The 13654-nt window shown below is 41.5% G+C and carries 14 protein-coding genes; 9 read left to right on the top strand and 5 right to left on the bottom strand.

Translation table 11 applies throughout. The features are described from left to right. The first annotated feature begins 153 nt into the window (after positions 1–153). The 4 genes from KQP79_RS09675 (at position 154) to KQP79_RS09660 (ending at position 2250) form a co-directional block, all read left to right on the top strand. A complete protein-coding gene (locus KQP79_RS09675; protein WP_004300166.1) occupies positions 154–504 on the top strand; it encodes a winged helix-turn-helix transcriptional regulator in 351 nt (116 codons plus the stop codon). Positions 505–533: 29 nt separating this feature from the next. After that, positions 534–977 (top strand): GNAT family N-acetyltransferase, encoded by a 444-nt coding sequence (locus tag KQP79_RS09670; protein WP_004308073.1) that lies wholly within the window; start codon positions 534–536, stop codon positions 975–977. Positions 978–986: 9 nt separating this feature from the next. Beyond that, positions 987–1667, top strand: coding sequence for an RNA polymerase sigma factor (locus KQP79_RS09665; protein WP_032853663.1), 681 nt, complete (start codon positions 987–989; stop codon positions 1665–1667). 61 nt (positions 1668–1728) lie between these two features. After that, positions 1729–2250: a DinB family protein gene (locus KQP79_RS09660; protein WP_004308071.1), complete on the top strand. Its 522-nt coding sequence runs from the start codon at positions 1729–1731 to the stop codon at positions 2248–2250. 413 nt (positions 2251–2663) lie between these two features. Here KQP79_RS09660 and creD read toward each other — a convergent pair whose 3' ends face one another. Genes creD through KQP79_RS09645 form a run of 3 tightly spaced genes read right to left on the bottom strand, consistent with a single transcriptional unit; the run spans position 2664 to position 4939 of the window. Continuing rightward, positions 2664–4016 (bottom strand): cell envelope integrity protein CreD, encoded by a 1353-nt coding sequence (gene creD, locus KQP79_RS09655; RefSeq protein WP_004308070.1) that lies wholly within the window; start codon positions 4014–4016, stop codon positions 2664–2666. Between the two features lie 26 nt (positions 4017–4042). Then, positions 4043–4339, bottom strand: coding sequence for a winged helix-turn-helix domain-containing protein (locus KQP79_RS09650; protein WP_004308069.1), 297 nt, complete (start codon positions 4337–4339; stop codon positions 4043–4045). Beyond that, positions 4340–4939 carry a hypothetical protein gene (locus KQP79_RS09645; RefSeq protein ID WP_004308068.1) on the bottom strand — a complete coding sequence of 200 codons (600 nt, stop codon included), beginning with the start codon at positions 4937–4939 and terminating at the stop codon, positions 4340–4342. It abuts the gene before it with no gap. A gap of 253 nt (positions 4940–5192) precedes the next feature. Here KQP79_RS09645 and KQP79_RS09640 point away from each other — a divergent pair, with 253 nt between their 5' ends. The 4 genes from KQP79_RS09640 to KQP79_RS09625 are packed head-to-tail and all read left to right on the top strand — an operon-like array spanning position 5193 to position 9636. Then, entirely contained in the window at positions 5193–5633 is a 441-nt protein-coding gene (locus tag KQP79_RS09640; RefSeq protein WP_004308067.1) for a MarR family winged helix-turn-helix transcriptional regulator, read from the top strand. Then, entirely contained in the window at positions 5614–6933 is a 1320-nt protein-coding gene (locus KQP79_RS09635) for a TolC family protein (protein ID WP_022199880.1), read from the top strand. Before KQP79_RS09640 ends, KQP79_RS09635 begins: the two co-directional genes overlap by 20 nt. A gap of 31 nt (positions 6934–6964) precedes the next feature. After that, a complete protein-coding gene (locus KQP79_RS09630) occupies positions 6965–8035 on the top strand; it encodes an HlyD family secretion protein (protein WP_022199881.1) in 1071 nt (356 codons plus the stop codon). Further along, a complete protein-coding gene (locus KQP79_RS09625; protein WP_004308064.1) occupies positions 8032–9636 on the top strand; it encodes an MFS transporter in 1605 nt (534 codons plus the stop codon). Before KQP79_RS09630 ends, KQP79_RS09625 begins: the two co-directional genes overlap by 4 nt. A 116-nt stretch (positions 9637–9752) precedes the next feature. Here the strand turns inward: KQP79_RS09625 and KQP79_RS09620 are convergent, their stop codons facing one another. After that, positions 9753–11243 carry a UxaA family hydrolase gene (locus KQP79_RS09620; protein ID WP_004303833.1) on the bottom strand — a complete coding sequence of 497 codons (1491 nt, stop codon included), beginning with the start codon at positions 11241–11243 and terminating at the stop codon, positions 9753–9755. Positions 11244–11273: 30 nt separating this feature from the next. Continuing rightward, positions 11274–12338, bottom strand: coding sequence for a LacI family DNA-binding transcriptional regulator (locus KQP79_RS09615; RefSeq protein ID WP_004308063.1), 1065 nt, complete (start codon positions 12336–12338; stop codon positions 11274–11276). A gap of 253 nt (positions 12339–12591) precedes the next feature. On the opposite strand from KQP79_RS09615, the gene KQP79_RS09610 reads away from it, so the two are divergent. Beyond that, complete coding sequence (locus KQP79_RS09610; RefSeq protein WP_004300154.1) at positions 12592–13617, top strand: sugar kinase; 1026 nt, start codon at positions 12592–12594, stop codon at positions 13615–13617. Positions 13618–13654: the final 37 nt, after the last annotated feature.

The following is a 13654-nucleotide window of genomic DNA, read 5'->3' as shown; positions in this document are numbered from 1 at the left end:
TAAATGAAACAATAGTTATTATTAGTAAGTTTATTACTTTTGTGATGCAAATGTATCTTTCTAGTTTGAGAAATGCAATAACGTACTTGAAAATAAGGAAGTTACATAGAGATAACTATTGTTGGAACTCAATAAAATACAAAACGTTAAAGAATGAAAAACTTTCATCCGATAGGAAATTGTCCGATAAGAGATGTGCTTAGCCGCTTGGGAGACAAGTGGTCGATGCTGGTGCTTATTACGCTGAACGCAAACGGCACCATGCGTTTTAGTGATATTCATAAAACGATAGAAGATGTTTCACAAAGAATGTTGACTGTAACATTGCGTACTCTGGAATCAGATGGATTGGTTGAACGGAAAGTATATGCTGAAGTACCTCCCCGTGTGGAGTATTGTCTGACAGATACGGGTGGCACTTTGATTCCTCATATTGAAGGACTGGTGGGATGGGCTTTGGAGAATATGGATACTATTTTGGACCATAGACAAATGAGTCGGTAACATTTTTATTTTATGATAAAATAGATAATATGGAGATAAAGCTAGTAACTTCAGATAAAAAAGAATTTCTCGAATTATTACTCTTGGCTGATGAACAGGAAAGTATGATTGACCGGTATTTGGAGCGCGGCGATATGTTCGTTCTTTATGATAACGGATTGAAAGCTCTTTGTGTAGTGACTCGTGAAGGGGAAGGTATTTATGAAATCAAGAATATTGCTACTGTTCCTTTCTTCCAACGACAGGGGTACGGAAAACGTTTAATAGAGTTTTTATTTGAATATTATCAGGGGAAGTGTTCTGAAATGTTGGTGGGTACAGGAGATGTGCCTTCTTCCAGATCTTTCTATGAACATTGCAGTTTTGCGATTTCCCACCGGATAAAGAATTTCTTTACAGATAACTACGATCATCCGATGTATGAGGATGATATGCAGTTAGTGGATATGATATATTTGAAGAAAACATTGTAGTGTGTGATGATGGAAATAGATATCAATTATTTGGTGAAAGAATATGGAAATATGATTTCCACAATTGCTCACCGGATGATTCAGAATAAAGAAATCGCTCGTGAAGCGGCACAGGAAGTGTGGTATGAACTTTGTAAAAGCTTCAGTGGCTTTAAAGGTGATTCGGAGATTTCTACATGGATATATACTGTCGCTCGTCGCACTATTGGCAGATATGCAGCATGTGAAAAGCAGGTGAAAATGTCGGAAATCGAATATTTCCGTTCGTTGCCGGAAATCGGATATTCCGGTGGGGAAGAAGCGAAGCGGGAATGGATTAAAGAAAGGTGCGACTGGTGTATTACCGCTTTAAATCATTGTCTGAATAATGATGCTCGTCTGATTTTTATCTTTAGAGAAAACATCGGGTTGCCTTATCGGCAGATTGGCGAAATCATGGAATGGAAAGAAAGTAATGTACGGCAAGTCTATAATCGTTCCATTCAGAAAATCACAGCTTTCATGAATGATACTTGCCCGTTGTATAATCCCGATGGTGCTTGTAAATGCCGTATTTGCAAACCGGTATATTCTATTGATATGGATAAAGAATATGCAATGGTGCAACGAATGATGAGGCTTGCCGATTTATACAGGAAGTTTGAAAAAGAACTGCCGAGGAAAAATTATTGGGAGAAATTCTTGCAGTAAGTTGTCACAAAGCTCATTTACCTTTCCACTAACTATATGTATAATTTAAAAACATATAGTTATGAGTAAAATTGACTTTTTAAAGGAGCAGATTGTAGAAGCTCGCACATTTGTGAATCGTTTGATGTCTGAATTGCCGGAAGATTTGTGGTATGTTATTCCTGAAGGAACAGATTCTAACTTTATCTGGCAAGTGGGACATCTGCTTGTTTCGCAGAATTTCCATACACTGACAGCTATTACCGGGGTGAACGAAAGGGTAGGACGATTAGTGCCTATCCAAAAATATAATAGAATGTTTAATGGCATGGGGACATTACATCGTTCCATAGAAAAGGGCTTGATTTCTGTTGCTGAATTGAGAGAACAAATGGAAATAGTTCATCAGATCTGTATCGAAAATCTGGAAACTCTGAATGATGATGTTTTGGCAGAGTGCTTGCAACCTCTTCCGTTTGAACATCCTGTTGCGGAAACTAAATATGAAGCATTGTCGTGGAGCTTTAAACATGAAATGTGGCACAGTGCAGAAATGGAAGCTATCAAAAGAGACTTAGGTTATCCGATTGTTTGGATGAAATAAGGAATGTGTATATTTATATTACTGTATAAATAAACTCGCTTATTTGTAGTCTTCTATTGTATGAAACACGTTTGTTATTTTTACAATTAAAGACTATGTTCTTAATAAACGTAATTTCGGTTTATAATAAACTTTTTGATAGTTTATTATAAACGGTATCAGAGTTTATTAAAAACTATTTTGAGCATTTTTAGAGATTCTATAGAATGAGTTAAGTAAAAATATAAACAAAATAGGGCAATGATCGTTAGATCATTGCCCTATGATATATCTGTACTAATACTAAAATGTATCAGTTTAAAGGTCCTTTATGTCTCTATTTTTCCTAGATTTTTCATTTCTCTTATTGCTTTTGTTTTCTCAAAGATACAAAATAAAAAGCCATTTGTCAAGCGTTTCAATAGAAAAGCCGATTATTCATTAAACCAGTCTATTTTCTTTGAAAAATACATCACTATTGCCAGAATGATAAACAGTCCTAAGCTGCCTGCCAATAATGCGAAAGTCTCCAGCTGGATAAGAACAAAGATGTAAATATAGAGTATAGCCAATAGACCGGACATGATTAATGACGGTTTCTTTTTCTTGGTAATTCCGAACATATAGCCGCCTACCAGTATAATAGTCAGTGCAGAAGATAACAAATAGGCCGGGTTGAAACCGACGTGCTCGGAGAAGGAGAGGAGCAGGCTGTAGAATAGACAGAGAGCCAGCCCTACCAATAAATACTGCAAAGCATGAATACGGGTCTTGTTCATGATTTCAGTGAAGAAGATCACTCCGAAAGTCAGTAGGATAATCAGAATGGCATACTTTGCGGAGCGCATGGACTGCTGGTACTGTTCCACCGGAATTTTGAAATTCACACCGAAACTGGAGTTTTCAATATCTTTGATGTTCGAGGTGTTGTAGTCAGCCATCACCTGCGAATAATTCCGGTTCAAGTTTAAAACCTGCCATTGCGCGGAAAATTCCTTCTCCGTAATATTCCGGTTGTTAGGCAGATAGTTTCCGGTAAAGCTCGGTGTATTCCAGTTGGCTTTCAGATCTACACGGGTTGTTTTACCCAACGGAATAAAGTTGAGTGACTGTGAACCTTTCAGTTTGATTTTAATTTCATAAGGCAGTTTTTTATTCTGCTTCAACTCCGACAAATTAGCGATCGCATGAACTCCGGTATTATCTATGCCTCTGTTGTCCATACCCGGCTCGAAGATGTAAACTGAATCTCCCAAAGTGATGCTGATTTGTTCGCTGATGCCACGCATGTCGGTCAGATTCAGGCAAATAGCTGCCCTGTCAAACTGCAGCTGTTCCATATCTATTCTGCTCTTTTTCAATTCTTCCGAACTGAATGACCCTTTCAATGTCAGTTCCGATTGATATACGTTGACCTCGTAGATACTTCTTTTCAGGATTTCAGTCTTCAGTTGCCCGTTGATCGTAAGTTCGTCGGGGAAAAGTATCAGGTCTTTGATGGAAACTTTCTTCTCGCCGTTGTTTTCAGTGACAACCGGATACTGTAGATTCAGGTAGGGGCCAGTGATGGTCTGTGCAAGACTCCATTTTTCACTTACCTCGTCGATAGCTTCTTCCTGGGTTCGTCCCCGTTCGGAAATAAGATTCTCAATCATGAACATGGGTATCATCAGGAGAAGGATTAATAATCCGATGATGACAACCTTGATTGTTTTGGAGAAACGGTGGAGGCATCCCATAGGTTGCTGTGCCTGTTGCTCATTTGAATTTTCATTGAAAGCGTCCATAAGCCAGTAGTGTTTTGATGAATTATTTATTTTGATTTTAGAAATTTCTCTAAGGCTTCAATATGCGATTTGAAAGCTTCTCTGCCTTGCAGGGTTGCCTGAAAAACAGTCCGTGGCTTTCGTCCGACAAAACTTTTGTTGCATACGATATATCCCAGTTCTTCCAGGGCACGAGTATGGCTGGCAAGATTACCGTCGGTCAGAGAGAGCTGTTCTTTCAGAAAATTGAAATCAGCTTCCTCATTTACCATCAGAATAGCCATGATGCCTAGTCGGACCTTGCTTTCGAATGCTTTATTAATATATTGGAATGCTTCTATCATTTAGGATCTTTTTCTTTCGTAGTGTAAATAGAACAATATACCATAGAGGATGTGGAAACCGCCGAAACCGATGGTCCAGAACAGTAGTGAATGACCTTCCCAAAAACAGTCTACAACGCCCAGACAAATGAAGGCATAGCCTAGCCATACGATACTGGAATAAGTAAACTTGGAAACATTGACCAATGCCAGCCCGTAAAATAAAAGCATCACGGAAGCCAGGATGTCATAATACTCGTGCATAAGGATGGAAATACATAAAACACCTCCGGTCAGCATCGGAAGAGAGAAATTCCATAATGCCCGGTAAGTGAGGCGGCTGAAAAATTTCTGTCCTGTCTTCTTGGATTTGTAATAGGACAGGATGCAGGCTGTGACCGCCGCGGCTACCAATACGAGCGCGGCTATTATAGCCATTAATTCAAGGGCAACAATTAAATGAGTGCCCGGTGTAATAACTTCTGTGGCGATATATGCCCCAGCTAATGCGTAAATGCCCGCCATGATTGCAGCGAGACCACTTAGAGAGATAAACTTTGAGGACTTTTCCATCAACTCTTTTATCTCATTTACCGATTCTAATGCTTTATCTTTATTCATATAAAAAGTACTTTGTAGTGCAAAGTAAAACAAAAGATTTCAGATGAACAAACTTTTTGCTTGGATATTTTGATAATAAAGAATAGGATTTTATGATAAGATGTTAATATATAGTGATTTAATGAATAAATAAACGAACGTTCAGGAATTATATGAGCAGGACGTCAAAATGAAATTAGTCAAATGTTTGACTAATTCGGCGGAAATATGTACCTTTGCCGCCGAAACGAAACAGGTAAAAAGGTTATAGAAAATGAGAGAAGGAGCAGAGTTTAGAGAACTCATGTTGCAGATTGTTCGTACCCGTATGGCTTTCCGCCGGTCTATGCAACGGACATTGAGAAAAAATAACGCGGGAATTACGTTTGAGATGCTTCAGGTATTGAGTAGTTTATGGCACGAGCAGGGAATTAGTCAGCAGATACTGGCAGAACGTATTGCAAAAGATAAAGCCTGTTTGACCAATTTGATGAATAATCTGGAAAAGAAAGGGTATGTTTACCGTAAAGAAGATCCCGCCGACCGTCGCAATAAACTGGTATTCCTGACTCCCGAAGGGGAGGAGTTTAAAGACCAGATCCGTCCGATTCTCGATCAGGTTTATGTATACGCAGAAAAGATTATTGGTATAGAAAGCATTGAAACGATGTTATCTGAATTAAAAGGTGTATGCGATGTACTTGAAAATGTATAAAAAATATGGGGCAGCTTTGTCCTGCCTGCTTTTGGGCACTTCCTCCATCAACGCACAAACAGATTCTTTGTTTCTTACCGTCGATCAGCTTTTTGAAAGGGGAGTGCAGCATAGCCTGCAACTTCAGGCAGACGCAATGAGAGAGTCCATGGCGCAGGAGCGGACGCGAACCGCACGTTCTGCGCAGTTGCCGGAACTGCAGATTGGACTGAAAGGGGGATTTGTAGGACAACCCGTCGTTTGGGAACGGGGATTATCCGATCCTGTCTATCCGGAAGCACCGGACTGGTCACAAAACTATGCGATTGATTTGGCGCAGCCTCTCTATCAGGGTGGCAAAATCCGAAGTGCTATTCATAAGGCGGATATAGAAAAGCAAGTTGCCAAACTACAGACATTGACCGATCAGGCGGAAATAAAGCTAAGGTTATTGAATCAGTATATGAATCTGTTTAGTCTGTTTAAGCAGCATGAAGTACTGGCGCGGAATATTGAGGAGTCAGAACTTCGGCTGCACGATATACGGCGGATGAAAAAGGAGGGTTTGATAACGAACAATGATGTGTTGCGGAGTGAAATGCAGCTGACTAATGATCGCTTGTCTCTACAGGAAGTGGAAAACAGCATTGCGCTTGTATCGCAGCAGCTCGATATCTTATTGGGACAGGATGAGAATTTATTATTAAAACCCGATACCACTATTCTTTATCAGGCAGTTGCCTTGCAGCCGTATGATGATTATATCGTTCAGGCTTATGCGAACGATCCGGCGATGAAGCTGCTTCGTGCACAAACTGAATTGGCAAGAAATGAGATCCGCTCTGTCAAGTCCTTTTCTCTTCCCAGTGTGTCGCTCTATGCATCGAACACCTTGGCACGCCCCATCTCGCGTACATTGGCGGATATGTATAATAATAACTGGAATGTAGGTGTGTCGGTTTCCTATCCTTTATCATCACTTTACAAGAACAACCATAAAATAAAAGAGAGTAAACTGATGGTATCTTTGCGGAAAAATGAGGAGGAACAGAAGATGCAGGGAATCCGCATGGATGTACGTTCGGCATTTTTACGCCACCGGGAAGCGTTGCAGAGAGTGGAGGCTCTAAAGCTGTCTGTCCGGCAAGCGGAAGAGAATTATCGTATCATGCAGAATCGTTACCTGAATCAGCTGGCTATCCTGACTGATTTGCTCGATGCAAACTCCGTTCGTTTGAATGTAGAATTGCAGCTGGTCACTGCGCGCACTCGTGTGGTTTATACTTATTATCAACTCCGGAAGGCGTGTGGGGATTTATGATTTTAGAATTATGATTTATGGGGGAATTGTTATGGCAAATGAATTGAAAGAGAAACAGCAGAAACTAAAGAAAGTAAGAGTTCGTAATATCGTTTTAAATTTGGTATGTATCTGTTTGGCAGTCTCCGGACTTTGGTGGACTGCTACTTACTTTTGGCGTTACGTTAATTACGAAGTGACGAATGATGCTTTTGTAGATCAATATGTGGCTCCTTTGAATGGCCGGGCTTCGGGCTATATCAAGGAGGTTCGTTTTAAGGAACATCAATATGTCCATCAGGGAGATACTCTGCTGGTGCTTGACAATCGTGAATATCAGATTAAGGTAAAGGAAGCGGAAGCTGCATTGTTGGATGCACATGGCTCGCAGGATGTTCTTCATTCGGGTATTGAAACTTCCCATACGAATATTGCCGTACAGGATGCCAACATCGCTGAAGCGAAAGCGAAACTTTGGCAATTGGAACAGGATTATCATCGTTTTGAACGTTTGTTGAAAGAAGAATCTGTTCCGGAACAGCAGTATGAGCAAGCGAAAGCTGCTTATGAGGCAGCAAAGGCACGTTATCAGGCATTAGTTGCACAGAAACAGGCGGCATTATCACAATATGCGGAGACAAGTAAGAAAACAACCGGTACGGAGGCTGCCATTTTGCGTAAAGAAGCAGACCTGGATTTGGCTAAGCTGAATCTGTCTTATACGGTTCTCACTGCTCCTTATGATGGATATATGGGTAGGCGTACGCTTGAACCCGGTCAATATGTGCAGACCGGACAGACTATTTCTTATTTGGTGCGTAACAAGGACAAGTGGATTACCGCTAATTATAAAGAAACGCAGATTGCTAATATCTATATTGGCCAGCAGGTGCGTATTAAAGTAGACGCAGTGCCCGGAAAGATTTTTCACGGGGAAGTCACTGCAATTTCCGAGGCAACCGGGTCTAAATATTCCTTGGTTCCTACAGATAATTCTGCCGGCAATTTTGTAAAGGTGCAGCAGCGAATCCCTGTGCGTATCGACTTGGAAGATGTTTCTCCGGAAGAAATGGCACAGTTGAGAGCCGGGATGATGGTGGAAACAGAAGCTTTACGCAAATGATTACCATGAAGGAATTGGAGGCACCTGTTCGTCAATGGGTGCCCGATTGGCTTGGACTTATCAGCATTTTCATCGTGATTCTTCCGGTCACTATGCTCAATGGCTCGTATACAGGCAGTATGCTGGAAGTGTCGAACACGCTGGGTACTAATTCGGAAGATATTACGATGGGGTATTACGCTGCTTCGGCAGGTATGGCTATCGCATACCCGATTATTCCTAAGGTGTTGGCAGCCTTTTCCGTGAAATCTCTGTTATTGATTGATTTAGTACTGCAATTCTTCTTGAGTTGGGTTTGTGCACGTACGCAAAACGCAGATATTTTGATTGTCTGTAGTTTTGCTGTCGGTTTCTTGAAAGGGTTTCTTATGTTGTGGTTTATTCGTTATGCCCAGAAGATTTTCAGTCCGAAGAATGTGCGTAGCGAGTTCTATTCTTATTTTTATCCGTTGGTTTACGGTGGGGGACAAGCTTCGATGCTGGTAACGGCTTTACTGGCGTATCATTATAACTGGAAGTATATGTACTACTTTATGATGGTATTGATCTTGATTTCCATTCTGTTTGTTATCATCTGTTTCCGGCATAATCGTCCCATAAAAGCTGTCGCATGGTCTGATCTGCATATCCGTGAGATGTTTGTTATTTCGGCCGGGTTGCTGATGTTGATGTACGTTATCAATTATGGCAAAGTGCTCGATTGGATGGCTTCCGGTAAGATATGTATTTATATTGTAATAGCACCTATGCTGATTGCGCTGTTCATCTGGTATCAGAGCCGTTTGGAGAATCCTTATGTAAGTCTGGCTCCTTTGTTCCAACCCAAAGCAATTGTGGGCTATTTTTATATGATGCTCGTGATGTTTTTCAGTACATCAACCACTTTGCTGACTAACTATCTGACTGTTATTCTGAAAGTAGATACTACGCATACCTATTCTCTTTATATTTATTTGCTTCCGGGATATGTAGTCGGCGCCTTTATTTGTTTTTGGTGGTTTCGCTGGCAACGGTGGCGTTTCCGTTTTCTGATAGCGGGAGGAATGAGTTGCTTTGTGATTTTCTTTGCCATTTTGTATTTTGGCATTTCTCCGGATAGTACATATGAGATGCTCTACCTGCCTATCTTCTTTCGTGGTTTGGGTATGTTGACTTTGATTATTGCTTTTGCCCTGTTTGCCGTGGAAGACTTGAATCCGAAATACTTATTGTCGAATGCTTTCTTCCTGATTATTTTCCGTTCCGTGCTGGCACCTATCATGGCGACTTCTTTTTATAGTAATGTACTGTATCGACTGCAACAAAAATATATGTATTCTTTGTCGGAGACTATAACTGCTACTGATCCATTGTCGTCAGCACGCTATAGCCAGTCGCTGAACAATGCGATGACACAGGGACATCCGTATGATGAGGCTGCGCAGTTGGCAACCAACTCCTTATATAATATGTTACAACAACAAAGCCTGTTGCTGGCACTGAAAGAGATTCTGGGTTATTTGTTGGTTATATCTGTTGTCATAGCTGTGATTTCTCGTTTTATTCCTTTCCATAAAACAATCCGCGTTACGTTTAAGAAAACAGGCGATGATATGGTATAACAAAAAAAGAGTTGCTATCCTTCACTCAATGATAAGTTGAACGGGATAGCAACTCTATTGTTTTAACAATGTATCTTTTATCTTCGATATATTTGTTGTATCAGATAGCGACTTGTTTACAAGGTTACCCCTGTTTTAAAGATAGCAATTTCGCGATAGCCTTTCTTTTCGTTGTTTACGAATTCACCGCTTGCCACTTTGATGATATAATCAATGAAGCGTTCACAAGTCTTTTCCATCGGTTCGTTTTCTACGATCACACCGGCGTTGAAGTCAATCCATCCCGGTTTGTTTTTAGCCAGGGTTGAATTGGTGGAAATCTTCATGGTCGGAACAAAAGTGCCGAAAGGAGTACCGCGTCCGGTGGTGAAAAGCACCATGTGACATCCGCTCGCAGCCAGAGTAGTGGCTGCAACCAGGTCATTGCCCGGAGCAGAAAGCAGGTTGAGTCCTTTTTTCTGTAAACGTTCGCCGTAAGGCATTACGCCGGATACATAACTCTTTCCACATTTCTGGGTACATCCCAGTGCTTTTTCTTCCAGAGTAGAGATACCACCGGCTTTGTTGCCCGGAGAAGGATTTTCACCTACAGGCTCTCCATGTGACAGGAAGTATTCTTTGAAGTCATTAATCAGATGGACAGTCTGTTCAAACAGCTCTTCGTTTTTACAACGGTTCATCAGGATTGTTTCTGCACCGAACATTTCCGGAACTTCAGTCAATACGCTTGTACCTCCCTGTGCAATCAGGAAATCGGAGAACATACCCAATAGCGGGTTTGCCGTAATGCCGGAGAAACCATCGGAACCACCGCATTTCAATCCCACACGCAGTTCGGACAAAGGAACATCGGTACGTTCATCTTTAGAAGCCTTTGCATACAAATCGCGGAGGATTTCCATTCCTTCTTCGTATTCGTCACCTACCTTTTGAGTAACCATGAACTTCACACGGTCTTCATCAAACTCGCCCAGGAACTCACGGAATACATCCGGCTGGTTATTCTCACATCCTAAGCCTACTACCAATACAGCACCTGCATTGGGATGAAGCACCATGTCACGAAGAATCTTTTTTGTATTTTCGTGGTCGTCACCAAGTTGCGAGCAACCGTAGTTGTGTGGGAAAGCAACAATGGCATCCACTCCCTTGCCTTCGGTTTCGCGACGCAGTCCTTCAGCCAGTTGACCGATGATACCGTTTACGCAACCTACCGTCGGGATAATCCATATTTCGTTTCTTACCCCTACATCACCGTTTTTGCGACGATAACCTTTGAATGTAAGATCTTTATGAGGAATATCCAAAGAAACCTGAATCGGGTTGTAAGTGTAATCCAACAATCCGGCGAGGTTGGTTTTGATGTTCGTTTCGTTCATCCAGTCACCCTGTTTCTTAGCCATTCGTGCATGTCCGATAGGATAACCGTACTTGATTACATTTTCGCCTTCAGCAAAATTCTTCAATGCGAATTTATGTCCGGCAGGAATGTCTTCGTTCAATGTAATTTCAATGCCATCTACAGAAAGATGCTCTCCTGCCGGGAGGTTAACAATGGCAACGGCGACGTTGTCGGCAGGATTAATTCTTAAATACTTTGTTTCCATGTAATGTACTTGTAAAGTTGTACTTTGTTGTTATTTGCTATGGTAATAGTCTATTGTCTCTACTGTTAACAGATCAATGGGCATATAGTTGATACGAGTCACTTCTTTCTTGAAAATAAGATGATCGCATAGAGCTTTGATGCCATTGGCTCCTTGCAGTTCCGGCTGCTGGGCGATGAGGAAGGAGATACTTCCTTCTTTCAGGCAGGTGACATTCCGTTCCAGAAGGTCATAGCCTATCAGATTGAAGTCTTTCTTTCCACGGCTTTGCAGGTACTCGCCAACGATGTAGGCTTTAGAGTTGAAAGTGATTCCGTTCTTAACCATCGGATAAGTGCGGAAGAATTCGTCCAGCATCTCGTTATCTTCGTCGTTGCGTTCGGCATGCAAGTCAAGTTCCAGTATAGTACAAGACGGATGATGTTCTTTCATGTACTGCCTAAAACCGATTTCTCTGTTCTCCTGCTGATTAGATCCTACAATTCCTTCATGTATTTTGCGGAAAATCACAATTTCCTTTTCCTCCCGTGCCAGTAACATCATCATTCGAGCAGCGAAATATCCGCTTTGACGTGAGTTCTGACCAAAGAAGGCAAGGGGAGGAACCTCTTTAATATTGGAGTCTATATATATATAAGGTATATCCAGTGCCTGCAACTGATCGGTGAATCCTTTCGTATATTGCGGAGCGGTAGGAGCTACCATCACTCCGTCCGGCTGCAGGGCCAGGATGGCTTCACTGGCGTTGACGAATGAATGATAATCGTATGGATCGTAATAGTTGATTTTCACCGAAGTATTGAAATCCGAATAGGTCGCGATAGCTTCATGAATACCGATTTCTACAGCCGTCCAGTATTCGCCTTCCAGATGCTCCGGCAAAAGGCAGATAAACGTATACTTCTTGTTGGAAGCCAGAGCGCTGGCGTACATATTGGGCTGGTAGTCAAGCTGCTTCAGAATTTCTTCTACGCGTTTCTTACTGGCCTCCGACACTCCGCTACGTCCGTGAATAACGCGGTCTACTGTTCCCACTGATACATCTGCTAGACGGGCGATGTCTTTGATTCTGATCCTTTCGGGCAATTTATTCATACGATAACCTTTATTTATATAGGTTTTTGTGCTCGCACACAATAATAATCTTAATATTTTCGATACAAATATATAACAATTTTTGTAATTACGAAAATTGTTGTATCTTTGTGCCCGCACACGAAAGGTATGTAATATTAGTTGTGTTATAGATTAATGTTCATATAATCAATGTGTTAACCCTTGAAGTGGGGCTGGAATGATAAATTGAAAGTTCATAATATTAATAACTTAGAAATTGAAACATAAGATTATGGGAAAGAAAGTCGTTACATTAGGCGAAATCATGCTTAGATTATCAACTCCGGGTAATACTCGTTTTGTTCAATCTGATTCTTTTGATGTAGTATATGGTGGTGGAGAAGCTAACGTTGCAGTAAGCTGTGCCAACTACGGACATGAGGCCTATTTCGTAACTAAATTGCCGAAACATGAAATTGGACAGTCTGCTGTTAACGCATTGCGTAAATATGGTGTTAAGACAGACTTTATTGCTCGTGGTGGCGACCGTGTAGGTATCTACTACTTGGAAACTGGTGCTTCTATGCGTCCTAGCAAGGTTATTTATGACCGTGCTCACTCTGCTATTGCTGAAGCTGACGCTGCTGATTTCGATTTTGATGCAATCATGGAAGGTGCTGACTGGTTCCACTGGTCTGGTATCACTCCGGCTATCTCTGACAAGGCTGCCGAGTTGACTCGTCTGGCTTGTGAAGCTGCAAAACGTCACGGTGTAACTGTTTCTGTTGACTTGAACTTCCGTAAGAAACTGTGGACTAAAGAAAAAGCACAGTCTATCATGAAACCGTTGATGCAGTTTGTAGACGTATGTATCGGTAACGAAGAAGATGCAGAACTTTGTTTGGGCTTCAAGCCGGATGCTGACGTTGAGGCTGGTCACACAGATGCTGAAGGTTACAAAGGTATCTTTCAGCAGATGATGAAAGAATTCGGATTCAAATATGTAGTTTCTACTTTGCGCGAATCTTTCTCTGCTACTCACAACGGTTGGAAAGCGATGATCTACAACGGAGAAGAATTCTATACTTCAAAGCGTTATGATATCGATCCGATTATCGACCGTGTAGGTGGTGGTGACTCTTTCTCCGGCGGTATTATCCATGGTTTGATGACTAAACCTAATCAGGGTGCTGCTCTTGAATTCGCTGTTGCTGCATCTGCATTGAAACATACTATCAATGGTGACTTCAACCTTGTTTCTGTAGAAGAAGTAGAAGCATTGGCTGGTGGTGACGCAAGCGGTCGCGTACAGAGATAATTTGGAGAGTTGAAAAGTAAAGAAAATCAATTCATTT

It is taken from the genome of Bacteroides sp. DH3716P, assembly GCF_025914115.1.
In the GTDB taxonomy this organism is placed as follows: domain Bacteria; phylum Bacteroidota; class Bacteroidia; order Bacteroidales; family Bacteroidaceae; genus Bacteroides; species Bacteroides ovatus.
Note: the sequence above shows the minus strand (reverse complement) of the source record. Positions and strands in the feature narration are given on the sequence as shown.

Excerpts from the sequence above, each read along its gene's own strand:
- KQP79_RS09675 (WP_004300166.1), top strand. The coding sequence starts at position 154 with ATGAAAAACTTTCATCCGATAGGAAATTGTCCGATAAGAGATGTGCTT.
- KQP79_RS09670 (WP_004308073.1), top strand. The coding sequence starts at position 534 with ATGGAGATAAAGCTAGTAACTTCAGATAAAAAAGAATTTCTCGAATTA.
- KQP79_RS09665 (WP_032853663.1), top strand. The coding sequence starts at position 987 with ATGGAAATAGATATCAATTATTTGGTGAAAGAATATGGAAATATGATT.
- KQP79_RS09660 (WP_004308071.1), top strand. The coding sequence starts at position 1,729 with ATGAGTAAAATTGACTTTTTAAAGGAGCAGATTGTAGAAGCTCGCACA.
- creD (WP_004308070.1), bottom strand. The coding sequence starts at position 4,016 with ATGGACGCTTTCAATGAAAATTCAAATGAGCAACAGGCACAGCAACCT.
- KQP79_RS09650 (WP_004308069.1), bottom strand. The coding sequence starts at position 4,339 with ATGATAGAAGCATTCCAATATATTAATAAAGCATTCGAAAGCAAGGTC.
- KQP79_RS09645 (WP_004308068.1), bottom strand. The coding sequence starts at position 4,939 with ATGAATAAAGATAAAGCATTAGAATCGGTAAATGAGATAAAAGAGTTG.
- KQP79_RS09640 (WP_004308067.1), top strand. The coding sequence starts at position 5,193 with ATGAGAGAAGGAGCAGAGTTTAGAGAACTCATGTTGCAGATTGTTCGT.
- KQP79_RS09635 (WP_022199880.1), top strand. The coding sequence starts at position 5,614 with ATGTACTTGAAAATGTATAAAAAATATGGGGCAGCTTTGTCCTGCCTG.
- KQP79_RS09630 (WP_022199881.1), top strand. The coding sequence starts at position 6,965 with ATGGCAAATGAATTGAAAGAGAAACAGCAGAAACTAAAGAAAGTAAGA.
- KQP79_RS09625 (WP_004308064.1), top strand. The coding sequence starts at position 8,032 with ATGATTACCATGAAGGAATTGGAGGCACCTGTTCGTCAATGGGTGCCC.
- KQP79_RS09620 (WP_004303833.1), bottom strand. The coding sequence starts at position 11,243 with ATGGAAACAAAGTATTTAAGAATTAATCCTGCCGACAACGTCGCCGTT.
- KQP79_RS09615 (WP_004308063.1), bottom strand. The coding sequence starts at position 12,338 with ATGAATAAATTGCCCGAAAGGATCAGAATCAAAGACATCGCCCGTCTA.
- KQP79_RS09610 (WP_004300154.1), top strand. The coding sequence starts at position 12,592 with ATGGGAAAGAAAGTCGTTACATTAGGCGAAATCATGCTTAGATTATCA.